Origin of the sequence: Streptomyces sp. NPDC057280, from assembly GCF_042668605.1 — a bacterium.
Classification (GTDB): domain Bacteria; phylum Actinomycetota; class Actinomycetes; order Streptomycetales; family Streptomycetaceae; genus Streptomyces.
Genome location: NZ_JBHUYR010000001.1, coordinates 1,198,744 through 1,222,976, shown reverse-complemented (window position 1 = coordinate 1,222,976; position 24,233 = coordinate 1,198,744). Strand labels below are relative to the sequence as shown.

General features: G+C 72.0%; 20 protein-coding genes. 8 read left to right on the top strand and 12 right to left on the bottom strand.

The features are described from left to right. The first annotated feature begins 18 nt into the window (after positions 1-18). The 3 genes from ACFUO4_RS05595 to ACFUO4_RS05585 are packed head-to-tail and all read left to right on the top strand — an operon-like array spanning position 19 to position 3,585. The gene (locus ACFUO4_RS05595; protein WP_383480192.1) at positions 19-1,389 is read left to right on the top strand and encodes an NtaA/DmoA family FMN-dependent monooxygenase; all 1,371 of its coding nucleotides are present in this window, start codon (positions 19-21) and stop codon (positions 1,387-1,389) included. Then, a complete protein-coding gene (locus tag ACFUO4_RS05590; RefSeq protein WP_383480190.1) occupies positions 1,386-2,459 on the top strand; it encodes an LLM class flavin-dependent oxidoreductase in 1,074 nt (357 codons plus the stop codon). Before ACFUO4_RS05595 ends, ACFUO4_RS05590 begins: the two co-directional genes overlap by 4 nt. Then, positions 2,452-3,585 (top strand): LLM class flavin-dependent oxidoreductase, encoded by a 1,134-nt coding sequence (locus ACFUO4_RS05585; protein ID WP_383480188.1) that lies wholly within the window; start codon positions 2,452-2,454, stop codon positions 3,583-3,585. The genes ACFUO4_RS05590 and ACFUO4_RS05585 overlap by 8 nt, the downstream gene beginning before the upstream one ends. A 26-nt stretch (positions 3,586-3,611) precedes the next feature. Here ACFUO4_RS05585 and ACFUO4_RS05580 read toward each other — a convergent pair whose 3' ends face one another. Both ACFUO4_RS05580 and ACFUO4_RS05575 read right to left on the bottom strand, forming a co-directional pair. Continuing rightward, on the bottom strand, positions 3,612-3,860 hold the full coding sequence (locus tag ACFUO4_RS05580) for a hypothetical protein (RefSeq protein ID WP_383480186.1): 249 nt from the start codon (positions 3,858-3,860) through the stop codon (positions 3,612-3,614). A gap of 155 nt (positions 3,861-4,015) precedes the next feature. Continuing rightward, the gene (locus ACFUO4_RS05575; protein ID WP_383480184.1) at positions 4,016-5,101 is read right to left on the bottom strand and encodes a M12 family metallopeptidase; all 1,086 of its coding nucleotides are present in this window, start codon (positions 5,099-5,101) and stop codon (positions 4,016-4,018) included. Between the two features lie 97 nt (positions 5,102-5,198). On the opposite strand from ACFUO4_RS05575, the gene ACFUO4_RS05570 reads away from it, so the two are divergent. Continuing rightward, positions 5,199-6,989 carry a LuxR C-terminal-related transcriptional regulator gene (locus ACFUO4_RS05570; protein ID WP_383480182.1) on the top strand — a complete coding sequence of 597 codons (1,791 nt, stop codon included), beginning with the start codon at positions 5,199-5,201 and terminating at the stop codon, positions 6,987-6,989. A gap of 73 nt (positions 6,990-7,062) precedes the next feature. Here the strand turns inward: ACFUO4_RS05570 and ACFUO4_RS05565 are convergent, their stop codons facing one another. Then, positions 7,063-9,627: a CHAT domain-containing protein gene (locus ACFUO4_RS05565; RefSeq protein ID WP_383482312.1), complete on the bottom strand. Its 2,565-nt coding sequence runs from the start codon at positions 9,625-9,627 to the stop codon at positions 7,063-7,065. A 148-nt stretch (positions 9,628-9,775) separates the two neighbouring features. Between ACFUO4_RS05565 and ACFUO4_RS05560 the strand changes: the two genes are divergently transcribed. The 3 genes from ACFUO4_RS05560 to ACFUO4_RS05550 are packed head-to-tail and all read left to right on the top strand — an operon-like array spanning position 9,776 to position 12,326. Next, positions 9,776-11,206 (top strand): S8/S53 family peptidase, encoded by a 1,431-nt coding sequence (locus tag ACFUO4_RS05560; protein ID WP_383480180.1) that lies wholly within the window; start codon positions 9,776-9,778, stop codon positions 11,204-11,206. Positions 11,207-11,265: 59 nt separating this feature from the next. Continuing rightward, entirely contained in the window at positions 11,266-11,841 is a 576-nt protein-coding gene (locus tag ACFUO4_RS05555; RefSeq protein WP_383480178.1) for an RNA polymerase sigma factor, read from the top strand. Further along, positions 11,838-12,326, top strand: coding sequence for a hypothetical protein (locus tag ACFUO4_RS05550; RefSeq protein WP_383480176.1), 489 nt, complete (start codon positions 11,838-11,840; stop codon positions 12,324-12,326). The genes ACFUO4_RS05555 and ACFUO4_RS05550 overlap by 4 nt, the downstream gene beginning before the upstream one ends. Before the next feature lie 19 nt (positions 12,327-12,345). Here the strand turns inward: ACFUO4_RS05550 and ACFUO4_RS05545 are convergent, their stop codons facing one another. From ACFUO4_RS05545 to ACFUO4_RS05520, 6 genes are all read right to left on the bottom strand, one after another. Further along, positions 12,346-13,563: a cytochrome P450 gene (locus ACFUO4_RS05545; protein WP_383480174.1), complete on the bottom strand. Its 1,218-nt coding sequence runs from the start codon at positions 13,561-13,563 to the stop codon at positions 12,346-12,348. 104 nt (positions 13,564-13,667) lie between these two features. Beyond that, positions 13,668-14,456, bottom strand: a complete 789-nt coding sequence (locus ACFUO4_RS05540) for an N-formylglutamate amidohydrolase (RefSeq protein ID WP_383480172.1) — start codon at positions 14,454-14,456, stop codon at positions 13,668-13,670. 40 nt (positions 14,457-14,496) lie between these two features. Continuing rightward, entirely contained in the window at positions 14,497-15,060 is a 564-nt protein-coding gene (locus tag ACFUO4_RS05535) for a hypothetical protein (protein ID WP_383480170.1), read from the bottom strand. A 27-nt stretch (positions 15,061-15,087) separates the two neighbouring features. Then, positions 15,088-15,282, bottom strand: coding sequence for a DUF397 domain-containing protein (locus tag ACFUO4_RS05530; RefSeq protein ID WP_079307309.1), 195 nt, complete (start codon positions 15,280-15,282; stop codon positions 15,088-15,090). Next, positions 15,279-16,142, bottom strand: a complete 864-nt coding sequence (locus ACFUO4_RS05525; protein ID WP_079307307.1) for a helix-turn-helix transcriptional regulator — start codon at positions 16,140-16,142, stop codon at positions 15,279-15,281. Before ACFUO4_RS05525 ends, ACFUO4_RS05530 begins: the two co-directional genes overlap by 4 nt. Positions 16,143-16,360: 218 nt before the next feature. After that, positions 16,361-18,583 (bottom strand): NADP-dependent isocitrate dehydrogenase, encoded by a 2,223-nt coding sequence (locus ACFUO4_RS05520; RefSeq protein ID WP_383480167.1) that lies wholly within the window; start codon positions 18,581-18,583, stop codon positions 16,361-16,363. A gap of 207 nt (positions 18,584-18,790) precedes the next feature. Between ACFUO4_RS05520 and ACFUO4_RS05515 the strand changes: the two genes are divergently transcribed. Next, entirely contained in the window at positions 18,791-20,326 is a 1,536-nt protein-coding gene (locus tag ACFUO4_RS05515; RefSeq protein WP_079307303.1) for a M1 family metallopeptidase, read from the top strand. Between the two features lie 55 nt (positions 20,327-20,381). Here the strand turns inward: ACFUO4_RS05515 and ACFUO4_RS05510 are convergent, their stop codons facing one another. The 3 genes from ACFUO4_RS05510 to ACFUO4_RS05500 form a co-directional block, all read right to left on the bottom strand. Next, on the bottom strand, positions 20,382-21,440 hold the full coding sequence (locus tag ACFUO4_RS05510; RefSeq protein WP_079307301.1) for a mechanosensitive ion channel family protein: 1,059 nt from the start codon (positions 21,438-21,440) through the stop codon (positions 20,382-20,384). Between the two features lie 157 nt (positions 21,441-21,597). After that, on the bottom strand, positions 21,598-23,115 hold the full coding sequence (locus tag ACFUO4_RS05505) for an amino acid permease (protein ID WP_383480164.1): 1,518 nt from the start codon (positions 23,113-23,115) through the stop codon (positions 21,598-21,600). 36 nt (positions 23,116-23,151) lie between these two features. Next, entirely contained in the window at positions 23,152-24,129 is a 978-nt protein-coding gene (locus ACFUO4_RS05500; protein ID WP_079307297.1) for a hypothetical protein, read from the bottom strand. Positions 24,130-24,233 lie beyond the last annotated feature (104 nt).

Here is a 24,233-nt window from a genome sequence, read left to right as displayed (position 1 = left end):
CCGGAAGGACCGACCGACATGACCAAGCCGCTGAAGCAGATCCATCTGGCCGCCCACTTCCCGGGCGTGAACAACACCACCGTGTGGAGCGACCCGCGGGCCGGCAGCCACATCGAGTTCAGCTCCTTCGTGCACTTCGCGCAGACCGCCGAACGCGCCATGTTCGACTTCCTGTTCCTCGCCGAGGGCCTCCGACTGCGTGAACAGGGCGGGGAGATATACGACCTGGACGTCGTCGGCCGCCCCGACACCTTCACGGTCCTCGCCGCGCTCGCCGCCGTCACCGACCACCTCGGCCTGACCGGCACCATCAACTCCACCTTCAACGAGCCCTACGAGGTGGCCCGCCAGTTCGCCTCCCTCGACCACCTCTCCGGAGGCCGCGCCGCCTGGAACGTGGTCACCTCCTGGGACGCCTTCACGGGCGAGAACTTCCGCCGCGGCGGCTTCCTTCCGCAGGAGGAGCGCTACTCCCGCGCCAAGGAGTTCCTGGCCACCGCGCACGAGCTCTTCGACTCCTGGCAGGGCGACGAGATCCTCGCCGACCAGGCGACGGGCCGGTTCCTGCGCGACGCCAAGGCCGGCTCCTTCGTCCACACCGGCCAGCACTTCGACATCCACGGCCAGTTCAACGTTCCGCGCTCCCCGCAGGGCCGCCCCGTGATCTTCCAGGCGGGCGACTCGGACGAGGGCCGCGAGTTCGCGGCGTCGAGCGCCGACGCCATCTTCAGCCGGTACGCCGCCCTGGAGAGCGGCCAGGCCTTCTACACGGACGTCAAGAGGCGCCTGGCCAAGTACGGCCGCAGCCATGACCAGTTGCTGATCCTGCCCGCCGCCACCTTCGTCCTCGGCGACACGGACGAGGAGGCCGAGGAGCTCGCCAAGGAGGTCCGCCGCCAGCAGGTGAGCGGGGCAACGGCCCTGAAGCACCTGGAGTTCGTCTGGAACCGGGACCTGTCCGCCTACGACCCGGACGGCCCGCTGCCCGACATCGACCCGGACGTCAGCGGCGACCACATCTCCAAGGGCCGCGCCCAGGTCCGCATGTACCGCGACCCGCTGGCCACCGCCCGCGAGTGGCGCGAGCTCGCCGAGGCCAACAACTGGTCCATCCGCGACCTGGTCATCGAGTCCGGGAACCGGCAGAACTTCGTCGGCACCCCGGCCACGGTCGCGAAGACCATCAACGACTACGTCCAGGCCGACGCCAGCGACGGCTTCATCCTCGTCCCGCACATCACCCCGGGCGGCCTGGACGTCTTCGCCGACCAGGTCGTGCCGCTCCTCCAGGAACAGGGCGTGTTCCGCACCGAGTACGAGGGCACGACCCTGCGCGACCACCTCGGCCTCGCCCACCCCGACGCCTCCGACGTCCGGGCGGCGTCGTGAAGTTCCTCGCCATCACGCTGATCGTGCACCGGCCGGACCCGGTCACGGGCGTGCGGAAGTCGACGCACGAGCGGTTCCGCGAGGTGCTCGACAACGCGGTGCTGGCCGAGGAGCTGGGCTTCGACGGGTTCGGGGTGGGGGAGCGGCACGAGCGGCCGTTCATCTCCTCCTCGCCGACCGTCGTCCTCAGCCATGTCGCCGCCCTGACCCGGCGCATCCGCCTGTTCACCGCGGTCACCACCCTCAGCCTGCTCGACCCCGTGCGCGCCTACGAGGACTACGCCACCCTCGACCACCTCTCCGAGGGCCGCCTCGACCTCATCATCGGCAAGGGCAACGGCGCCGCCCAGCGCGACCTCTTCCACGTCACGCCCGAGGACCAGTGGGACCGCAACGCCGAGAGCTACGAGGTGTTCCGGCAGATCTGGCGCCAGGACAAGGTCACCGCCGACACCCGCTTCCGGCCGCCGCTGAAGGACGCCGAGGTGTGGCCGCGGCCGTACCAGCGCCCGGTCCGGGTGTGGCACGGCAGCGCCACCAGCAAGGAGTCGGTGGACCTGGCCGCCCGCTACGGCGACCCGCTGTTCTCGGCGAACGTCACCAACCCCATGGAGCCGTACGCCGAGTTGATCCGCTACTACCGCGAACGCTGGGAGCACTACGGACACGACCCGGCACGGATCGCGGTCGGCGCCGGGACGGCCGGACTGCTGGTGACCCGCACCTCCCAGGAGGCGCTCGACATCTACCGGCCGATCTTCGAGGCGAATCTGGCCTTCTACGAGAAGGCGGGCCTGCCCGTCGTCTTCGAGACCCTGGAGGACTTCGTCGACCGCAGCTCCGCCCTGATCGGCAGCCCCGAGCAGATCATTGACAAGGTGCACCGCTACCACGAGCAGTTCGGCCACACCGTGCTCCATCTGCACGCCGACGCGAGCGGTTTGACGGACACTCAGCACCGCGACTCACTGGAGCTGTTCCAGTCGGCGGTCGCCCCGGTGCTCCGACGTGACATCCCGGACCCGCCGTTCGCGTGGGCACCCGTACGGGAGGAGTCCGAAGATGCCTGAGATCCCCCTCGGCGTCCTCGACCTGGTCCCCATATCGACCGGCTCGACCGCCGCCGACGCCCTGCGCAACTCCATCGACCTCGCCCGGCGCGCCGAGCAACTCGGCTACGCCCGCTACTGGTTCGCCGAGCACCACCTCAACCCCGGCGTGGCCGGTACGTCCCCGGCGGTCGTCCTCGCGCTGACGGCCGCCGCGACCTCCACGATCCGGCTCGGTTCCGGGGCCGTACAGCTCGGCCACCGCACCGCGCTGAACACCGTGGAGGAGTTCGGCCTCATCGACGCCCTGCACCCGGGCCGCCTCGACCTGGGCGTCGGCCGCTCGGGCGGACGCCCACCGGGACAGCCGGCCGTCGAGCCGCCCGCTCCGGGAAACGCCCCGAACGGCCTCGTCATCCCGCCCCGCTTCTCCTTCGAACGCCTCCTGGGTTCACCCCGCATCGCCCTCCAGCGCAAACTGCTGCTGCTCCCCGGCGCCGAATCGCAGGACTACGCCGAGCAGATCGACGATCTCCTCGCCCTGCTGGCCGGCACCTACCGCACCCCGGACGGCGTCGAGGCACATGTGGTGCCGGGCGAGGGAGCCGAGGTGGAGGTGTGGATCCTGGGCAGCAGCGGCGGGACCAGCGCGGAGGTGGCGGGCGCGCGGGGCCTGCGCTTCGCCGCGAACTACCACGTCAGCCCGGCGACGGTCCTGGAAGCCGTCGACGGCTACCGGTCCTTCTTCCAGCCGTCCGACGTCCTCGACAAGCCCTACGTCAGCGTCTCCGCCGACGTCGTGGTCGCCGAGGACGACGCCACGGCACGCGAACTGGCCACCGGCTACGGCCCGTGGGTGCGCAGCATCCGCACCGCGGAGGGCGCCATCGAGTTCCCGACCCCGGACGAGGCCCGCGCCCACCCCTGGACGGAGGCGGACCAGGAGTTGGTCCAGGACCGCCTCGACACCCAGTTCGTCGGCTCACCGGCCACGGTCGCGGACCGACTGGAACAGCTCCAAGAGGCCACGGACGCCGACGAGTTGCTCATCACGACCATCACCCACGACCACACGGACCGGGTGCGCTCCTACGAACTGCTCGCCGCCGAGTGGCGCCGGCGGGGTCACTCCTTCCAGTCGAGCTGACCCTCGGGAGCGCGGACGGCAGCCCGCTACTGAAGCAGCAGTGCGGCGCCGCCCCAGCACGCCGTCAGGAACGCGGCCAGCAGCGCGGTCGCCAGCGCGTTGCGGGCGTTGGCGGTGGCGACGTGAGTCGCGCCGGCGGTCCGGGAGCGGCGCATCGCGCCGAGGAACGAGACGCAGAAGGCGGCACACAGCACCGCCGTGATCGGCAACAGCCAGAGGATCAGGCGGAGCTGGTGCTCCAGCTCCGGGACCGTGCTGCCTTCCGTCGCAAGCATGAGCGGATCGTAGACCGCGCCGTCGCGCTTCGCGACCCCCGTGGCACGCCGCGTGGCCGGCGCTCGTTTCCCTCCCCCGAAGGCAACGAGCGCCGGCCATTCCCCCGGCGCCGGACAGTGGTCCAGCCTCGCCCGTGTGCGGTCCGTACGTGCTGTCACCAGCACATGACCGCGGTTTCCCCCGAACCCCACGCGGAGTACAGGCGCACACGGACGAAGTAGCGGCGGCCCTTGACGAGACGGGCCCTGACGGTGGCGTTGTGCGGTGTTCCCCCGTCGTCCTGGCCGGCGAGGTAGCGGGGTTCCCCGTCCCGCTCCTCGAAGACCACGACCACGGTGTCGCTGTCGCCGAACGTGCCCACGCTGTAGTCGCGGGTCTCCGGCGGCAGGACGGTGAAGTCCGCCTGTTCGCCCGGGCCGAGGCCGAGCGGCGCCGAGCGGAACGGCACCAGCGCGGGCGGCAGTGTGGGGCCGACCGACGGGTACCAGCGCTGGACGTACTCCTTGTCCGAGGGCGAGAGCGTCCCGGGCGGGGTCAGCCCCGCACGGAACTGCTCCGGCTCCAGGATCAGCCCCGCCGAGAACGGATACTCCATGATCGACTGGGGGTCCCAGGCGGAGCCGCTCACCTCGGCGGTGTCGAGCTTGCGCAGAATGTTGAAGAACGTCTTGTCCCGGGTCCAGAAGTTCGGCGGGCCCGCCAGTTCGGCGTAGACGGCCTCGTCGTCCCAGTGGATCCCGGCGAACGGGTTCTGGTGCTCGTGGTGCATGCCCAGCGCGTGCCCGATCTCGTGCAGGGCCGTCCCGCGCTCCCCCGGCGCGGTCAGGTCCCACCCGAAGTTCATGGTGCGCTCGTGCAGTCCGACCTGGAGGGCGTCCTTGCCCACCGTGGACCAGGAGCCGTCACCGAGCTGGAACCCGATCCGCAGTTCCGCCTCGGAACGGTCTCGCACCTCGGCGAACGTGACACCGATGCCGAGATCCTGCCACTCCAGGAAACACTCCCGTACGACGTCCCGCTGCTCCTCCGCGCCGACCCACGACACCCGCCGCGTCGCCCCGCTGCCGGGAACCGCGATCACCGAGGCGTCCGAGTCGCCGTCGAAGAAGTAGTAGTGCAGGACGGTGTTGTTGACCCACATCCGGCTCCCGCCGATCAGCGCGCTCAGTCGCTCGGCGGTCAACCCCGGGGTGAAGACGGGGGCCGACTGCTGCGCGAGGGAGCAGTAGCGGGAAGCCATGCGCCAAGAGTGCCGTCGCCCGCCTGCGGGCGCCTGAGTCGAGGGCTACTCAAGTCCCCGTGTATCAGGAGTGAGTACTCGGCCTCTTGTAGGTGTGATGACTTTCGAACGGGACGCGAAAACCCTGGAACTGCCCTGGCCGTTCACCGGCCGGGAGGACGAACTCGAGCTGATCCGCCGGTCGTCGTCGGCCGGTCACCACGGCATCGTGGTCACCGGCCCGGCGGGCTGCGGCAAGACCCGGCTCGTCACGGAGGCCGTCCGCGGCACCGACTGCGCCAGGGTGGCCGGGACCCCGGAGACCCGCCACATCCCGTTCGCCGCGTTCGCCCATCTGCTGCCCGAGACGGTGTCCCTGCACCGCGCCGTCCAACTCCTCTCCGCCGTACGGCTGTTGCTGGTCGACGACGCCCATCTGCTGGACGACGCCTCGGCCGCGCTCGTGCACCAGCTCGCCGTGCACGGCCGCACCCGGCTGCTGGTCGTCACCACCGACGGCACCGCAGTGCCCTCGGCCGTCTCCCGGCTGTGGACCGGTGAGCTGCTGCCGCGCCTGCTGCTGGAGCCGCTGCCGCAGGAGGAGACCGCCCAGCTCGCCGCGGCCGGTGTCGGGGGCGGTCTCGAGCCGCTCACCGTCAACCGGCTGCACCGGCTGTGCCGCGGCGATCTGCGGCTGCTGCGCGATCTGCTCGGCGCGGTCCGCGAGGGCGGTCTGCTCACCCGGCTGCCCGGCACCGACGACCGGGCGTGGCGGGGGCCGGTCCCGGTGACGGCGACCGTGCGGGAACAGACGGCACGGGTCCTGGACTGCGCGGACCGCGCAACGCTCGAACTCCTGGCGTTCGCCGAGCCGTTGCCGCTTCCCATGGACGGACTCGACCTGCCCGCCCTCGAACGCCTCGAAGCCGACGAACTGGTCCACGTCGATGACGACGGGGCCGTACGCCTCGCCCACCCCCTGCACGGCCCGGTGCTGCGGGCCGCGGCCGGCAGGCTGCGGGCGCGGCGGCTGGCCCGCAGGCCGGAACAGTGCGCGACGGCGCTGACCGCGGAGGCCGCCGCGCTGGCGGCCAGGATCGAGCGGGCCGACGTCCGGACCACGGACGCGCCGGTGGGGGAGTGGCTGGTGGCGGAGGGGCAGCCGGTCCCGGCCCGCTACGCGGCCGTCCGCGCGCGGTTCGCGCGGCTGCGCGGAGAGCTGCGGGAGGCGGCGGCCTGGGCCAGGGAGGGATTGCGGCAGACGCCGGACGACCCGGCCTGCCGTACCGAACTCGCCCTGGCGGTCGCGCAGTCGGGGGAGGTGACCGGCCCGGACGACGACGTCGCCGGCCAGGTGACGGCGTGGCTGGCGGCGGCGAGGGGCGACATCGACACAGCGCTGGACGTCGTCACCGATGCCTACGACGCCGTACGCCTCGGTGCTCCCGGGCGGACCACCGGGCGGCTGCCGGGCGACGACGTGTTCGCGCAGCACGCCGACGCGCTCGCCCGCGGCGACGGCCCCGCGCTGGACCGGGCCGCCGAGCGGCTGGAGGAGCGCGGGTTCCTGCTCTTCGCGGCCGAGGCGCACGCGCAGGCCGTGCGCGCCCACCGCGACCCGCGTGCCGCCCGCACCTCACGCACCCGCGCCGTCGCCCTCGCCCGCCGCTGCCAGGGCGCCCGCACCCCGGCCCTGTCCGGGCTGGTCCTCGGCGAACTCACCGCCCGTCAGCGGCAGATCGTCACGCTCGCCGCGGCCGGACTCAGCAACCGGCAGATCGCGGAGAAGCTGACGCTGTCCATCCGCACCGTCGGCAACCACCTCTACAGCGCGTACGCCCGCCTCGGCGCGAACGACCGGGGCGCGCTGCCGTGGCTGGTGGAGCTGCCCGACGCCCAGTCGGCCTGAGCCGACCCACCGACCGGCGGTCTGACCCCCGTAATCGGGGGAGGGGTCAGGCCGCCGTACCACCCGGCCCGCCTCACGCGGCGCCGAACGCCGAGAACGCCCATCCCGTCGCCTGGTGGGTCGCGTCGCCCGGCAGCGCCGCCCGCGCGTCCCGCAGCGCCTCCGCCAGGGACAGCCCGCTGCTCAGCCCCTTGTGCAGCGCGAGCATCAGCGGCACCACCGCCGCGTCGTTCACGGGCGCGGTGCACGCCACCACGCCCGCCGTGCCCAGCGGCAGCAGTGCGGTGACCAGGCCGAGCAGCTCGTCCGCGCCGACCGAGGCGAAGCGGGCGGTGTCGCAGCAGGACAGGATGATCCGGTACGGGCTGCGGTCCAGGCGTTCGAAGTCGTGCACGACGATCGGCCCGTCGGCCATCCGCAGGGAGGAGAACAGCGGACTGTCGGCCCGGAAGGTGCCGTGCGCGGCGATGTGCGCGAGCGCCGCCCCGTCCAGCTCCTCCAACACCCGCGGCACCCGCGCCTCGTCCTCCTCCAGCACCGTCGATCCGCCGTACCGGCCGGCCAGTTCGGACACTTCGGCACCCTCGGTCGCCAACCCCGGTCCGCGCACCAGCACTTGGCGTCCCCCGGGCGGCGGCTCGGTCTCGTGGGCCCGCAGCCAGCTGCTCGCCGACGGCGACACACTGAGCACCCGCTCCCGCAGCGACGGCAGCAGCGCCCACGGCACCCGGTGCAGCCGGCCCGGCGGTACGACCACGACCGGACCGGAGCCGAGATGCGCCGCCGCCGGGCCGAGCAGCAGCTCCTCCAGACGGCGGCCCATGGCCTCCACCACCGGCAGCCGGGCCTCCGCCCCGGGGTGGGCGAGCCGCCGCAGCCCGGCCTGCACATGCTCCGCCTCGGTCTCCGCCTCGGCGAGCGGTCCGGCCTCGAACCGCCGCACCCGCCCCTGCCCGCACAGCAGCACCTGAACCCGCCCGTCGAGCACGGCCAGTTCGACCAGCAGCACGTCCCCGAGGCGGTCCAGCAGCCGGCCGGGGTCGAAGCGGCTGCCGAAGCCGGGCGCGTCCCCGCGGATGTGCAGGGTCCTGCCGCGTATCTCCCGCTCCAGACGGCGCTGTTCACGCTCCAGCGCCGGAATCGGCCGGCCCTCCATGCGGGCGGCCTCCGCGCGGGCCGCGATCTCCCGAAACGCCGTCAGGTCGCCCAGCAGCTCCGGGTCGGCCGGCGGGCGGGTCGGCGGCGCCGACAGCGCGGTGGCCCGCCAGCGCTCGCTCCACACCAGCAGCCGGCGCGGACTGCCGGAGTCCAGGCTGGCCTGCTGCGCCAACGCGGCCAGCTCCGCACCCTGTTCGGTGGCCCGGGCCCGCAACTCCGAGGCGCCCAGCGTCATCCGGTGGTCGTCGAGCACGTCCAGACCACGGCGGCAGGCCTCCAGCACGCCCCGCTGCGATCCGGCGGCCCGGGCCCGCAGCGCCTGCGCCGCCCAGCCGGTCATCCGCGCCAGCGGCGGACCGCTGTGCCGGCTGCGGGCGGCGACGGCCAGATGCCGCTCCGCGTCCGCCGTCCAGCCCAGGCCCAGCGCGATCCGGCCCGCGAGCAGGGACGCCTCCGGCGCGGCCGGCGCGCCGAACCCGGCCAGCCGCTCGGCGACCTCGGCCGCGTCGGCGACCAGCCGTCCCGAGCCGCGCCCGGCGGCGAGCCGTGCCTCGACCAGCACCAGCCGGGCATGCGTCTCCCACCAGGGCCGCCGCTGCGCGGCGAACAGCCGCACCGCGAGCGCCGCGCGCGCGATCGCGGTGTGCGGATCGCCCGCGCGACGGGCCGCCCGGGCCGCCGCCAGCAGGAGTTCGGCCTTGAGGGTGGACTGGCCGCCGATCCCGTCGAGCACGGCGATCGCCGCGTCCGCCTCGGCCAGCGCCTCCGGCGCGAGACCGGCCGCCATCAGCACCTCGCAGCGCCGGATGTAGAGCATGAACGAGGGCGTGCCGAGCTTGGCGTACCGGTCCCCGGCCTCGTCGAACAGCCGCAGCGCCGCCGGGATGTCGCCGGACCGGAACGCGGCGAGCCCCCGGCTCTCCACTCCGTCCGCCTTGTCGTGCTCCTGGCCCGTGGTGTCGAACAGCGACTCGGCCGCCGCGAAGTCGGCCTCGGCCCGCTCCACCGCACCGACCGCCAGGTGCACGGTCGCGCGCAGCGTCAGCGCCCGCGCCGTCCAGATCACGTCGTCCATCTGTCGCAGCACGGGAATCGCCCGGCGTACGTCCTCCAGCGACTCCCGGTGCCGGCCGAGCACCCATGAGGCGTAGGCGCGCCGGAACAGCACCCGCGCGCGGGTGTGCCCGCTGCTCACCCTGACACCCCGCTCCAGCGCGTCCAGGCCCTGCCGGGTGCGTCCCGCGGTCACCAGCGCCACGCCGAGCGCGGCCAGCGCATCGCCCTCCCGGTCGGTCGACTCGGCGCGTACGGCGAGGTCGCGGGCGCGGCGCAGATGGTGCAGCGCGAGCTTCATGTCGCCCCAGTCGCGCTGCCAGATGCCGATCACCTGGTGGGCCACGGAGGCGTGCAGCGGTGAGGGAGCGGAGCCGAGTACTTCCTCTGCCCTCGCCACCGCCTGCTTGGGCGCGGCGAACACCATGGGCAGCAGTTCGAGAACCGATTCGCTTCCCGCTGTCACTCAACGGATGGTAGTGCTCCGGGTCGGGTGCCACACAGGTTTGGCGCTGTATCAATCGCCGGCCCCGAGACTCTGACTGACGACCGTCGCTCAAGTGGGAGGACACGCCATGGCACCTCAGCGATTCCCGGAGCAGTTCGACCAGATCCAACGCTCGATGCCCGACGTCCCCCTCGCGATGGGACCGGACGACGCGGCCGAGTTCATCTACGAGAAGGGTGTTGTCCTCGCCCGGGACGGTGAGGAGGCGGCGCTCGTCGAGCGCACCGTGCGCGACCACTTCGACGCGGCCACGGGCCTCAACGGCGCCCAGGTCCGCCGCGCCGGTCCGGAGACCAACCGCTCGGGCATCACCCGCATCCAGGTCGGCGACCCCGGCCACGGCGACCGGCGCGCCGACCGGGCCGTCGCGAACGCCCTGCGCGCCATGCGCGAACCAGAAGGGCGCGCCGGACGCCGGCTGGTCAGCCGCAACCACGTGGTGTCCATCGCGGTCAACTCCTGCCCCGGCGACGAGCCGGTGCCCGCCCCGCTCACCGGCGGCACCAACCCGGCCCCCGCGGAGGCCGGTCACGACGCCGGCACCGCCGTGGGCGTCCTCGTCATCGACAACGGCCTCACCCACGACCACACGCTGGTCCCGCTGCTCTCGCACGTGCAGGGCGACCTGCACGGCACCGAGACCGACGACCAGGGCAACCTCAAGATCTACGTCGGGCACGGCACGTTCATCGCGGGCATCATCGCGGCCGTGGCGCCCAACACGAACATCACCGTGCGCAACACCCTCAACGACGCCGGCGCGATCCTCGAATCCGACTTCGGCGAGGCCCTGTTCGCCGCCGTCGACCGGGACGGCTGGCCCGACATCATCAGCCTCTCCGCCGGCACCTCCAACGGGCGCACTGACGGCCTGCTCGGCGTGGACGCCTTCATGCGAGAACTGCGGCAGCAGCGCACCCTGTTGGTCGCCGCGGCCGGCAACAACGCCAGCGCGACGCCCTTCTGGCCCGCCGCCTACGCCTCGCTGCCCGAGTACGCGGACAGCGTCCTGTCGATCGGCGCCCTGCGCACCGACGGCGACCACGGCGCCTGTTTCAGCAACCACGGTTCCTGGGTCAACGCCTACGCCCCCGGCGAGCGCCTCACCAGCACCCTCACCGGTTTCGACGCGCCCATCCCGTACGTGTACCAGCACTCCACCTACGACGCCTGCCGCTTCAACTTCACCTACCTCTGCACCTGCCAGCACCCCCGTCACACCGGTGTGCTGAGCGACGACGGCACCTCGGCCAAGCCGGACCAGGTGATGTTCGACGGGTACGCGCACTGGAGCGGCACCTCCTTCGCCACCCCGGCCGCGGCCGCCCTGGTCGCGGCCCACATGACCGCCCACAAGGAGACCGACCCGCGGGCCGCGCGGGGGCAACTGCTCGCCGCCAACACCGAGTTCGCGGAGGTGCGCGGGGCGCACGTACCGGCGCTCATTCCGCCCACCTGGCGCCAGGGGACGGTCGTACAGCTCTCTCCTGGGGCATGAGGGCCGAACTCGCCCCCTCCACGGCGTACGATGACTTGCCGTACACGAGGGGTGGGGACGTGGACCGAGCAGATGTCGGCGCGTTGGTCCGGTCCGCCGTCGACGGCGACGCGGCGGCCTGGAAGGCGCTCGTGGAAGGGCTGAGCCCACTGGTGTGGTCCGTGGTGCGCGCGCACCGGCTGAGCGACGCCGACGCGCACGAGGTCTACCAGACGGTGTGGTTCCGTTTCGCCCAGCACCTGGGCCGCATCCGTGAACCGCAGAAGGCGGGTTCATGGCTGGCCAGCACCGCGCGCCACGAGTGCCTGAAGGTGCTCAAGAGCTTAAGGCGGCTGACGCCCACCGACGATCCGCAGCTGCTCGACCGGGTCAGCGAGGACCGTACGCCGGAGCAGTCACTCCTCGACTCCGAGGAGGCGGCCGTGGAGAGCGAGCGCGTCCGGCGTCTGTGGCAGGAGTTCGAGGAACTCGGCGAGCGGTGCAGGCAGTTGCTGCGCATCCTGATGGCGTCGCCGCCGCCGAGCTACCAGGAGGTGTCCGCCGCGCTGGGTATCGCGGTGGGCAGCATCGGACCGCTGCGCCAGCGCTGTCTGCGCCGGCTGCGGGCCCGACTCGAGGCACGGGGGGCGGTATGAGGGACGAGATGGACGAAGACGAGACGTTCGACGAGGCCTACGACGGTCAGGACGCCGACGCGGACCTGCTGGAGGAGGAGCTCCGCCGGGCCGCCGGCATCCTCGACCCGGTACCGGCCCAGCTGCGGCAGATCGCCGTGGAGGCCTATGCCTTACATGACCTCGACGCCCGGATCGCCGAGCTGACCTTCGACTCGGTGGTGGACGCGATCCCCGTCAGGGGAGCCACGGACGTGCCGCGGATGCTGACCTTCCGCGCGGGTGAGGTCACCGTGGACGTGGAGGTCACGGGGGACGGTCTGATGGGGCAGGTGCTGCCGCCCCAGCAGGCGTCGGTCGAGGTGCTCAGCGGGCCGCAGACCGGAGCCCCGCTGACCACCGACGACATGGGGCGCTTCACGTACGCCGATTCCCCCGCCGGTCCCTTCGCGTTGCGGCTGCGCACCGGCAGGGAGGCGATCGTCACCGACTGGCTGACGGTCTGAGCCGTGCCCGTCGCCCGGGTCAGTCCCAGGTGACGGGCAGGGACTGCGGCCCGCGGATCATCGTCTTCCGGCGCCAGGCCACCTGGTCGGCCGGGACCGCGAGCCGCAGCCCCGGCAGCCGGTCCAGGAGCGTGCCGACCATGAGCTCGATCTGGAGCCGCGCCAGCACCGCGCCCGTGCAGTAGTGCGGGCCGTTGCCGAAGGACAGGTGCGGGTTGGGATCCCGGTCGAGGTCGATGCGGTCCGGGTCGGGGAAGACGTCCGGATCACGGTTGGCGGCCAGATAGGAGACGTACACCGGGTCGCCCGCGCGGATCAGCTGCCCGCCCACCTCGACGTCCTCCAGGGCGATCCGGGCGAGCCCGACCGCGGTGCGGTGCGGGATGTAGCGCATCAGTTCGTCGAGGGCGGTCGCCCGCGCCTCGGGCTGGTGCCGCATGCGTTCCATCAGCTCGGGGCGCGTCAGCAGCAGGTACAGCGTCTGGCCGCAGTTGTGGGTGACCGCCTCACCGCCGATCTGCAGGGGCGCGGCGAGGCCGACCGCTTCCCTCTCGCTGATCTCGCCGCGCCGCAGGGCCGCGCCGATCAGCGAGTACACGTCGTCGCCGTCGCTGTGGGCGCGGGCCCGGACGGTGTCCGCGATCCAGCCGAACATGCCCTTCTTGGCCTCGGCGGAGGCCTCGGCCCCGCCCTTGGTGGAGACGATCTGCGCCGCCCAGGCGTGCATCCGGGGCCGGTCGGCGGCGGGCACCCCCATGACCTCGCAGATCAGGGTCACCGGGAAGGGTTCGAGGACCCGCTCGACGAGATCGGCGGGCGGACCGTCCCGTACGATCCCCGCGACCAGCGGGTCGAGGAGTTCCTGCGCGCGGGGCCGCAGCCGCTTCATCGCAGCGACCGTGAACGCGCCGGCCACGGCCTTGCGCAGCCGGTTGTGGTCGGGCTGGTCGGCCCAGGCGGGGGAGCCCGGTTGCGGGGCGAAGTGCGGGGCGAGCCGGGTGACTTGGCGGTCCATGCCGGCGGTACGGCTGAACCGCGGATCGTTGGTGATCCGCCGGACGTCCTCGTAGCGGGTGGCGAGCCACGCCCACCCCTCTCCGAACGGCAGCCGGATCCGGGTCAGCGGCCCCTCCCGCATCAGCTCCGCCAGCACCGGGTCGAACTCCGTCCCGGCCAGGTCGAGGGCGGGCCAGTCCCGTACGGGAGGGCCGGTGAGCGTGGTGGTCTCCTCGGTCATGCCTTCCACCCTCACCGCGGTGCGGCCGGGTGTCGCGCGGGAGTGCTCCAGCCGGAGGTCGGCGGGAGGCCGGCGGGACACGGCAGCCGGAGGCCGGCGGGAGGTCAGCGGGACACGGCGTCGACGAGCGCCGCGAGCGCCGAGGCGAGCCGCTCCAGCCCGGGACCGGCGGGCCCGCCCGGCTCGGTCATGTACGTGTCCCGCCGGATCTCCACCATCAGCGCGGAGACCCGCGGATCACGTCCGTGGAACTCGAGCGGCACGTACGTCCCGCTGAACGGGCTGTCCAGCCCCACCTCCCCGAACGCCGCACGCGCGGCGGCGACCAGTTCGGGCGGCGTGTGGAAGGGATCGGTGCCGAGACAGACGGGGGGCCTCGGACCGTCGCCGTGCAGCTCGTAGGGCAGGGCCGCGCTCGGATAGGAGTGCACGTCGACGATCACGGCCCGCCCCGCCGCGGCCAGCCGCTCGGCCACGGCCTCGCTCATCGCCCGCGCGTACGGCCGGAAGTACCGCGCGAGGAGCGGCTCGGGGTCGGTGTCCGCTGGCCGCAGCACGTTCCGGTCGGTGGTCCGCGTGTACACGGCGCCCATTCCGACGGCGAGCATCTCCTCCCGCTCGTCCGGGAACCGCTCGGGATCGACGACCAGCCGCGCCAGCCGATTCACGAACCGCCACGGCGTCACCCCCGACAGCCCGGCCGCCCGCTCGGCCAGCTCCGCGGTGTGCGCGTCCACGATGTGGTCCAACTCCCGCTCCAGCGCGGAGTCGTCCAGGACGATCCCGGCCCGCACGTCCGCCGGGATGCGGCGGGCGGAGTGGGGGACGTGCAGGATCACGGGGGAGCGGGCCGCGCCGGTCAGGAGGTCGAAGGGCGGTGCGGCGAAGGACATGCGGCTGCTCCAGGGGCGTCGCGGAGGGTGCGGGACACGATCACACCATGCTCGGCGAGGAGGCGCTGACGCACTGGACCTGGACGTCCAGGAGGGAGTGCCGGCATTCGTGGGTGGGGACGGTGTCGACGAGGACCTGATAGGTGACCGTCGTCCCGGAACCGAGGCGCCCGGGGCCTATGCGCAGTTCGGCGTCGCGCACCCGGGCCGGGGGAGCCTGGGCGTCGCTGGGCTCGGACGCGGTCTTCGTCAGCTTCGCGTACGGCACGGCGAGCCGGATGCGGAACGGCTCGCCGCGGTCGAAGGCGCTGCTGGCTATGTCCCGCCGCCCGGGGTTGGTGAGCGTCACCGTGACCATGTGCGGGTCGGCCAGCGGGGTGCCGTTGTGGCTGATGACCAGGCTCCCGTCGTGGACACCGGGGACCAGCGGGGCGTAGGTGACCGTGTAGGTGAGCCGGCGCCGGGGATGTGCCACGTGCAGGACGGCCCAGATCCCCAACCAGCCCACGACGACGGTGGCGACGACCCCGGCCGCGGCCACCACGGTGTCCGCCGCGTAGAACGAGTCGGACGCGGTGGTCTGAGTGGTCAAGACGTCGTACACGGGCAGCCCCCCTGGCCGGTCGGTCGGTCAGCTTCGGTGCGGGCGGTCGTCGCCGGCCGCTCGGAGGAACGCGCGCCACCCCTGTGGCGTGAAGGCCAGCACCGGCAGACCGGTGTCCTTGGAGTCCCGGACCGTGACCGCCCCCTCGATGAGGGCGACCTCGACGCACGCTCCGTTGCCCGCGCTGTAGCTGCTCCTGTGCCATATGGCGTGCGGGTTCATGAGTCCTGCATCTCCCTTGTGATCTGTTCCAGGAGGACGGCCGCTTCCTGCGGGTCCGGAGCCGCGGCCCGGAGCAGGTCGAAGGTCTGGATGAAGGAGCGGACGTCGCGTTCCTTCTCCAGATAGACGTTGCCTGCCATGGAGTTGACGTAGACGACGGTGGGTGTGTGGGGCTCGAACTCGAGGAGCGAGAAGGCGCCGGACAGGGCCGCGTGGGCGCCCTTCGACGTCGGCATGATCTGGAGGGTGACGTTCGGCAGGGCGGTGACCTCCGCGAGATGCCGCAGCTGTGCGGTCATGACCTCCTTGCCGCCGACCGGTCGGCGCAGTGCGCTCTCCTCCATCACCACCCACAGCTCCAGCGGGTCGGGCTGCCGGGTGAGGAGGGCCTGGCGCTCCTTGCGGAAGCGCACCAACTGGTCCGTCTCGTCGGGCCGGTTGGGCTGGAACGCGGCGATCACCGCGTGGGCGTAGTCCTCGGTCTGGAGCAGGCCGTGCACCACCATCGACTCGTACGACCTCAGGACGCGGGCGTCGGCCTCCAGGCCCGCGTAGGTGGCCATGCCCGAGGGCAGCACGTCGCCGTAGTGGGCCCACCAGCCCTGCTGCTGCGCGTCCTTGTGGATCTGCATCACGGTCTCGATGCGCTGCGGGTCGGCGATCCCGTACCACTCCAGCAGGTCGCGCACGTCCCGGGCCTTGATCGGGGCCTGTCCCGTCTCCACCCGGCTGATCTTCGACATCGAGCACTCCAGGTGGGTGGCGGCATCCTCGATCCGCCTGCCCGCCTGCTCCCGCAATCGCCGCAGCTCCGCGCCGAGTTGACGCCGTCGTACCGTGGGCCCCCCTGCCGTGGCCATCGCCTCACCCCTCGCAATCGGCGCCGCGGAGCATTGCTCGACGCAATTGTGCCCCGCACTCAACCTACCTGTACCCGCGAGGAGTTGAGTCGAGACATTTGGTCCACGCAATTGCGTCCCGGAAGTCTCTTTGCCGTACGGACGGGCCCCCGCGGACACACGTCCGCCCCGGCCGGGCAGGTGCCGACCGGGGCGGACGTCGTTCGACCGGGGCCGCGTCAGCTCAGCGACGCCAGCGTCTCGTTCCACGTGGTGGACGGGCGCATGACCGCCGCGGCCTTCGCCGGGTCGGGCTGGTAGTAGCCGCCGATGTCGGCCGGCTTGCCCTGGACGGCGTTCAGCTCGTCGACGATCTTCTGCTCATTGGCGGAGAGCGCCTCCGCCAGCGGGGCGAAGGCCTTCGCCAGGTCCGCGTCGTCCGTCTGGGCCGCCAGCTCCTGCGCCCAGTACAGGGACAGGTAGAAGTGGCTGCCGCGGTTGTCGATGCCGCCGACGCGACGGGTCGGGGACTTGTCCTCGTTGAGGAAGGTCGCCGTGGCGCGGTCCAGGGTGTCGGCGAGGACCTTGGCCTTGGGGTTGTTCGTGGCCGTCGCGTACTGCTCCAGGGACGGGACCAGCGCGAAGAACTCACCGAGGGAGTCCCAGCGCAGGTAGTTCTCCTTGACCAGCTGCTGGACGTGCTTCGGCGCGGAGCCGCCGGCGCCCGTCTCGAACAGGCCGCCGCCCGCCATCAGCGGGACGACCGACAGCATCTTGGCGCTGGTGCCCAGCTCCAGGATCGGGAAGAGGTCGGTCAGGTAGTCGCGGAGCACGTTGCCGGTGACGGAGATGGTGTTCTCGCCGCGGCGGATGCGCTCGACCGAGAGCTTGGTGGCCTCGACCGGGGCGAGGATGCGGATGTCCAGGCCCTCGGTGTCGTGCTCCGGCAGGTACGCGTTGACCTTGGCGATCAGGTTGGCGTCGTGCGCGCGGGTCTCGTCCAGCCAGAACACGGCCGGGTCGCCGGTGGCGCGGGCGCGCGTGACGGCCAGCTTCACCCAGTCCTTGATCGGCGCGTCCTTGGTCTGGCAGGCGCGGAAGATGTCGCCCTCGGCGACCGGCTGCTCGATGAGGACGTTGCCGGCCTGGTCGACCAGACGGACCGTGCCGGCCGCCTTGATCTCGAAGGTCTTGTCGTGGGAGCCGTACTCCTCGGCCTTCTGCGCCATGAGGCCGACGTTCGGGACGGAGCCCATGGTCGACGGGTCGTAGGCGCCGTTGGCGCGGCAGTCCTCGATCACGGCCTGGTAGACACCGGCGTACGAGGAGTCCGGGAGCACCGCGAGGGTGTCGGCCTCCTGGCCGTCCGGGCCCCACATGTGGCCGGAGGTGCGGATCATGGCCGGCATCGAGGCGTCGACGATGACGTCGGACGGCACGTGCAGGTTGGTGATGCCCTTGTCGGAGTCGACCATCGCCAGGGCCGGGCCCTCGGCGAGTTCGGCGTCGAAGGAGGCCTTGATCTCCTCGCCGAAGTGCGGGAGCGTCTCCAGGCCCTTGAAGATGCCGCCCAGACCGTCGTTCGGGGACAGACCGGCGCCGGCGAGGACCTCGCCGTACTTCGCGAACGTCTTCGGGAAGAACGCGCGCACCACGTGGCCGAAGATGATCGGGTCGGAGACCTTCATCATCGTGGCCTTCAGGTGCACGGAGAACAGCACGCCCTGGGCCTTGGCCTCGGCGATCTGCGCGGTGAGGAACTCGCGCAGCGCGGCCACGTGCAGCACGGACGCGTCGACGACCTCGCCCTCCAGGACCGGTACGGACTCGCGCAGCACCGTGGTGGCGCCGTCCTCGGCGACCAGCTCGATCTTCAGCGAGCCGGCCTCGGAGATCACGACGGACTTCTCGGTGGAGCGGAAGTCGTTCTGCCCCATGGTGGCGACGTTGGTCTTGGAGTCCGCGGACCAGGCGCCCATGCGGTGCGGGTGGGTCTTGGCGTAGTTCTTGACCGAGACGGGGGCGCGGCGGTCGGAGTTGCCCTCACGCAGGACCGGGTTCACGGCGGAGCCCTTGACCTTGTCGTAGCGGGCCTGGATGTCCCGCTCCTCGTCGGTCTTCGGGTCGTCCGGGTAGGCCGGCAGCGCGTAGCCCTGCGCCTGCAGCTCGGCGATCGCGGCCTTGAGCTGCGGGATCGAGGCCGAGATGTTCGGCAGCTTGATGATGTTGGCCTCGGGCGTCTTCGCCAGCTCGCCCAGCTCGTGCAGGGCGTCCGGGATGCGCTGGTCCTCGGTCAGGTACTCCGGGAACACCGCGATGATGCGGCCGGCCAGCGAGATGTCCCGCGTCTCCACGGCGACACCCGCCTGCGAGGCGTACGCCTGGACCACCGGCAGGAAGGAATACGTCGCCAGGGCCGGGGCCTCGTCAGTGTGCGTATAGATGATGGTCGAGTCAGTCACCGGGTGCTCCGCTCCACGTCTGCAACATTGCTCGACATCAAGATATCTCGTGACCGAGCCCGGCTCGACAGGGGTCCTCGCACGCACGGTCGGATTTCGGGTGCCCACTCATGCAACCCGCGCACCCGATCTTGGAGTGAAGGAAGGTGATCACACTCATCCGACGGCCGGAACCGACCACCCCGGCCGCCCGAGCGAAAGCGGACCATGAGATATCGCACCAGAGTGACGGCACCCGCCGCGCTGATCGGCACCGCCGCGGCCCTGACCATCGGGGGAGCCCCGGCGCAGGCCGCGGCCAGGAGCGGCGTGGCGGGCCCGGAGACCCTGGGGGACCCCGTCTACCCGGACCTCGGCAACGACGGCTACCGCGTGTCGGCCTACCACCTGGACCTCGCCTACGACGCCACGACCAGGCTCGTCGACGCCACCGTCACCCTGACGATCACCACCACCGAGGCCCTGACCCGCTTCTCGCTGGACGCGCTCGGCCTGGACATACGCACGGTGACGGTCGGCGGCCGGGACGCCGCCTTCGAGCAGGCGGGAGAGAAGCTGCGGATCACCCCCGCCCGCTGTCTCCCCGCCGGGTGCCGGGCGACGGTCACCGTGACGTACTCCGCGGACCCGCGCCGCACCCTCGCGCACACCGCCTGGGTGCCCACCCCGGACGGCTTCGCGGTCTGCCCGCAGCCGAACTCGGCGCACACCGTCTTCCCGTGCAACGACCACCCGGCGGACAAGGCGGACCTCACCGTCCGCATCACCGTCCCGGCCGGTCTGAAGGGAGTCGCGAGCGGCAGCCTGACCGGCACCGAGGACCTCGGCGACGGCCGGACCGCGTACACCTACCGCTCCCGCGAACCCATCGCCACCGAACTCGTGCAGATCACGGTCGGCGACTACGTGGTCAAGGACCGCCAGGGCCCGAACGGCCTGCCCCTGCGGGACGTCGTCCCCGTCGCCCGCGCCGAGGCCCTGGAGCCCGCGCTCGCCCTCACCCCGAACCTGGTGAGCTGGCTCGAGCAGCGGCTCGGCGCCTATCCCTTCGAGACGTACGGCCTGCTGCCGTGCAACAACGACTCCTCGACGGCCTTCGACTTCACGGGCCTGGAGACCCAGACCCTGACCCTCTACAAGCCGAACTACCTGCTCCAGGCCGAGCCGAAGATCGGCTCGCACATGATGCACGAACTGGTCCACTCCTACTTCGGCAACAGCGTCAGCCCCGCCACCTGGGCCGACCTGTGGCTCAACGAGGGCCACGCCGACTTCTACGGGCTGCTCTACCGCTACGAGCGCGGCTGGGCCGACTCGCTGGGCCTGACCACCATGGAAGCCCGGATGAAGGACACCTACGCCAAGGGCGACCTGTGGCGTCGGAGCTCCGGCCCGGTCGCCGCCCCGAACGCGGCCAACCTCTTCGACAGCCAGCGCTACCTCGGCGGCGTCCTCGTCCTGTACGCCCTGCGCCAGCAGGTCGGCGAGCCGGTCTTCGCCTCGATCGAGAGCACCTTCCTCGACCGCTTCCGCAACTCCTCGGCGTCGACCGCCGACTACATCGCCGTCGCCTCCGAGATCTCCGGCCAGGACCAGTCCGGCTTCCTGCGGGACTGGCTCTACGGCACGAAGACCCCGCGCATGCCCGGCCACCCGGACTGGACGGTGACGCCGGTGAGTTCGTCGCTGCGGCAGCCGCAGAACCGGCCGAGCGGGCATCACGACAACTCGGCGACCCTGTGACGCGCGGCTAGCGGTCCGGGGCGGACCGGTCCCCGGGACCGGTCCGCCCCGGACCCTACGGAGTCACCTCGATGTGCGCGTCGCGCTGCTGCGGGATCGTCACCGACCCCTGCTGGAGGGCCACCGTCCGTGCGGGTGCCGGGATGCGGATGCCCTCCTGGCGGTAGCGCTTGTGGAGCTGCTTGATGAACTCGTGCTTGATGCGGAACTGGTCGCTGAACTCGCCGACGCCGAGGATCACCGTGAAGCCGATCCGGGAGTCGCCGAAGGTGTGGAAGCGGACCAGCGGTTCGTGTTCCGGGACGGCGCCCTCGACCTGCGTCATCACCTCGGTGACGACCTCGCAGGTGACCCGCTCGACCTGCTCCAGGTCACTGTCGTAGGCGACACCTACCTGGACGAGGATCGTCAACTGCTGCTCGGGACGCATGAAGTTGGTCATGTTCGACTTGGCGAGCTCGCCGTTGGGGATGACGATCAGGTTGTTGGAGAGGGCGCGCACGGTCGTCTGACGCCAGTTGATGTCCTCGACATAGCCCTCCTCTCCGCTGCTCAGCCGGATGTAGTCGCCGGGCTGGACGGTCTTGGAGGCGAGGATGTGGATGCCCGCGAAGAGGTTGGCGAGGGTGTCCTGGAGGGCGAGGGCGACCGCGAGACCGCCGACGCCGAGGGCGGTGAGCAGGGGCGCTATCGAGATGCCCAGCGTCTGGAGCACCACCAGGAAGCCGATGGCCAGGACCAGGACCCGGGTGATGTTCACGAAGATCGTGGCCGAGCCCGCCACCCCGGAGCGGGACTGGGTGACCGTCCGCACCAGACCGGCCACCAGCCGGGCCGCCGCGACCGTGACCACGAAGATCATCAGCACGGTCAGCACGTTGTTGGTGTTGCGCTGGAACCCCGACCGCAGCGGCAGCGCCGCCGCCGCGACGGCGATCCCGCCCACGATCGCACCCCAGGGCACCACCGTCCGCAGCGCCGCCACGATGACGTCGTCACCGGTCCACTTCGTGCGGTCCGCGTGCTTGCCGAGCCACTTGAGCACCATGCGCAGCAGGAACGCCGCCACCAAGCCCGCGACCACGGGGATTCCGGCGACGACCAGGTCGTCCATGGTGAGATCCCGTTGAAATGCCGTCACGTTGCCACCTGTTCGAGTTGCTGGATGTGCGCTCGCGCCGACCGCGCGGGTCGTGGGGTCGGCGCGACCGCTCATCCTGCCGTATCGGGCACAGGAGTTCGTAGCCGGTCGGGAGCCGGACGGCGGGGTTTCAGACGATGCCTTCGGCGAGTTCGGCCTGTTCCTGGTCGGAGTAGGCGGCGGTGGTGGGGGTTCCGTACGTACGACGGGCGGCGTACCACCACACCGTGGCCAGGATCAGTACGACGGCCAGGGCGACGGACGCGTAGTTCATCGTGTCGACCGTCACCGGCGAGGACTGCGGCAGGCAGAACAGGACCGTCACGAACGCCACCCACGTCACGGCCGTCCAGCCGATCGGCCTGCTCCACCGGCCGAGGCTCCACGGACCCGGCTGAAAACGGTCCCCGGCGCGCAGCCGCAGCAGCACGGGAATGGCGTACGCCGGGGTGATGCCGATGACGTTGATGGCGGTCACCGCGCCGTACGCCGTCGCCGAGTACAGGGAGGGCAGCGCGAGCAGACCCGCGACCACCACCGACAGCCACACCGCGGCGACCGGCGTCTGGGTGCGGGCGCTGACCTTGCGCCACAGCCCGGAGCCCGGCAGCGCGCCGTCCCGGCTGAACGCGAACACCATGCGGCTGGCGGCGGCCACTTCGGCGTTGCCGCAGAACAGCTGGGCGACGATCACCACGACGAGCAGCGCGCTCGCCCCGTCGGTGCCGAGGCCGTCGAGCAGGATCTGCGCGGGCGGCACCCCGGTGTCGGTGGCCCGGGTGGCGTCGTAGTCCTGGATGGCGAAGGTCAGTCCCGTCAGCAGCACGAAACCGGCGATCCAGGAGACCCAGATGGAGCGCACGATGCCGCGCGCGGCCGAGACGGACGCGTTGGAGGTCTCCTCGGACAGATGGGCCGAGGCGTCGTAGCCGGAGAAGGTGTACTGGGCGAGGAGCAGGCCGATCGCCGCCACGTACAGGGGACTTGACCAGCCGGTGTCGTTGACGAACTCGGTGAACACGAAGGACGGCGACTGGTGGTGGTCGGGCACGATCGCCAGCGCGCCGACGATCAGGGCGACACCGGCCAGGTGCCACCAGACGCTGACGGAGTTGAGCAGGCTGACGAGGCGGACCCCGAACAGGTTCAGCACGGCGTGCAGCAGCAGGATCGCCACGAAGATCAGCATCGTCTTCTCCGGTGTCGGCTCGAAGCCCCACTGGAGGTTCATGAACGCCCCGGTGAACAGGGCCGCGCCGTAGTCGATTCCGGCGATCGCGCCCAGCAGGCCCAGCAGATTGAGCCAGCCGGTGTACCAGCCCCAGCGGCGCCCGCCGAGCCGGTCGGCCATGTAGTACAGGGCGCCCGAGGTCGGATAGGCGCTGGTGACCTCCGCGAGCGCGAGGCCCACGCACAGCACGAACAGGCCGACGCCCGCCCAGCCCCACAGCATCACCGCGGGGCCGCCCGCGCCGAGGCCGAAGCCGTACAGGGTCATGCAGCCGGACAGGATCGAGATCACCGAGAAGCTGATCGCGAAGTTGCCGAAGCCGCCCATGCGGCGGGCGAGGACGGGCCGGTAGCCGAGTTCCCGCAGGCGTTGTTCCTCGTCGTGCGGTTTCGACGGACCGTGGCTGGTACGGGACATGCGGAAACCTCCGGAAGAGAACGGGGTGGTGGGGGGTTACGCGGGGCGGCAGCGCGCCCGGGCCTGGAGAAAGACCTCCAGGGCCTGCCCGCGGTCGCCGGGTGCGGGGCTGCGGTACGCCCAGGGCACGGGCGTCCAGTACGGGCCGAGCGCGTCGAACACCCGGGCCGCCTCCGGGAACTGCAGCGCGCCCCACAGGGCGTGCGCGAGGTGGTTCAGGTCCAGCGGGGAGCGCTCGGCGGGGAAGGTCTGCTCGAACCAGGCGTACCGCGCCCGCTGTGCCTCCCGGGTGGCATCCTCGGCGACCCAGTGCAGGTCGAGCGCGGCGTCGCGGCCGCCGGAGCGCCGGTAGCGTTCGACCCGGACGTACAGCGGCAGGACGTGCAGCGCCGAGCCCGGCGGCGCGGTGTCGGCGGCCCAGTGGGCGTAGCCGACCGCCTCCGCGAGCCGGCCCGAGGTGCCGTGCTCGTAGAGGAACTGGAGCATCCGGTGGTGGGCCTCGCGGTTGTACGGGTCCCGCTTGTCGGCCTCCGCCAGCAGGCCCCACGGGCCCGGCGGCAGCATCGGCCCGGGCGGCGCCACCCGGTGCTCCTCCCAGCGCCGCTCCCGGTCGAGCCGGGCCAGCGCCAGCAGACACACCCACGGGACCGGGTCCTGGGGTGCCGCCTGGGTCGCCGTGTGGCTCGCCTGCCAGGCCTCCCGCCACAGGTCGAGGGTGCGGGCGTGCTGCTCGCGATGGGCGCGCAGCGCCCGCTCGACGGCGACCCTGGCGTGCATGACCGTGCCCGGGACGCTGTGCGGTTCCTCCGCCAGCCAGGTCCGCACCACGTCGGTGCCCGCGGCGGCCGCGGCCAGGACCTGGGTGCGTTGCGTCCACTGCCACCAGGACGTCGTCTCGCCGAGCAGCCGGCGCATCGACATCCAGCGTCCGGTGCGCACCTCCTGGAGGGTGGCCCGCAGGGCGGTGTCCTGGCCCGCGGGGTCGTAGACGGGGCGTGCTCCTTCTCTGGCCATCAGCCGTCCGTCCCGTTCGGCGGGCGGGGCGGGACGGCAGGGTGGAGTAACAACAGCCCTCCTCCGGGCGGCGGTCGAGGAGCTCGTGCCGGTCGGCGGCCACT

Excerpts from the sequence above, each read along its gene's own strand:
- ACFUO4_RS05595 (WP_383480192.1), top strand. The coding sequence starts at position 19 with ATGACCAAGCCGCTGAAGCAGATCCATCTGGCCGCCCACTTCCCGGGC.
- ACFUO4_RS05585 (WP_383480188.1), top strand. The coding sequence starts at position 2,452 with ATGCCTGAGATCCCCCTCGGCGTCCTCGACCTGGTCCCCATATCGACC.
- ACFUO4_RS05580 (WP_383480186.1), bottom strand. The coding sequence starts at position 3,860 with ATGCTTGCGACGGAAGGCAGCACGGTCCCGGAGCTGGAGCACCAGCTC.
- ACFUO4_RS05575 (WP_383480184.1), bottom strand. The coding sequence starts at position 5,101 with ATGGCTTCCCGCTACTGCTCCCTCGCGCAGCAGTCGGCCCCCGTCTTC.
- ACFUO4_RS05570 (WP_383480182.1), top strand. The coding sequence starts at position 5,199 with ATGACTTTCGAACGGGACGCGAAAACCCTGGAACTGCCCTGGCCGTTC.
- ACFUO4_RS05565 (WP_383482312.1), bottom strand. The coding sequence starts at position 9,627 with ATGGTGTTCGCCGCGCCCAAGCAGGCGGTGGCGAGGGCAGAGGAAGTA.
- ACFUO4_RS05560 (WP_383480180.1), top strand. The coding sequence starts at position 9,776 with ATGGCACCTCAGCGATTCCCGGAGCAGTTCGACCAGATCCAACGCTCG.
- ACFUO4_RS05550 (WP_383480176.1), top strand. The coding sequence starts at position 11,838 with ATGAGGGACGAGATGGACGAAGACGAGACGTTCGACGAGGCCTACGAC.
- ACFUO4_RS05545 (WP_383480174.1), bottom strand. The coding sequence starts at position 13,563 with ATGACCGAGGAGACCACCACGCTCACCGGCCCTCCCGTACGGGACTGG.
- ACFUO4_RS05540 (WP_383480172.1), bottom strand. The coding sequence starts at position 14,456 with ATGTCCTTCGCCGCACCGCCCTTCGACCTCCTGACCGGCGCGGCCCGC.
- ACFUO4_RS05530 (WP_079307309.1), bottom strand. The coding sequence starts at position 15,282 with ATGAACCCGCACGCCATATGGCACAGGAGCAGCTACAGCGCGGGCAAC.
- ACFUO4_RS05525 (WP_079307307.1), bottom strand. The coding sequence starts at position 16,142 with ATGGCCACGGCAGGGGGGCCCACGGTACGACGGCGTCAACTCGGCGCG.
- ACFUO4_RS05515 (WP_079307303.1), top strand. The coding sequence starts at position 18,791 with ATGAGATATCGCACCAGAGTGACGGCACCCGCCGCGCTGATCGGCACC.
- ACFUO4_RS05510 (WP_079307301.1), bottom strand. The coding sequence starts at position 21,440 with ATGGACGACCTGGTCGTCGCCGGAATCCCCGTGGTCGCGGGCTTGGTG.
- ACFUO4_RS05505 (WP_383480164.1), bottom strand. The coding sequence starts at position 23,115 with ATGTCCCGTACCAGCCACGGTCCGTCGAAACCGCACGACGAGGAACAA.
- ACFUO4_RS05500 (WP_079307297.1), bottom strand. The coding sequence starts at position 24,129 with ATGGCCAGAGAAGGAGCACGCCCCGTCTACGACCCCGCGGGCCAGGAC.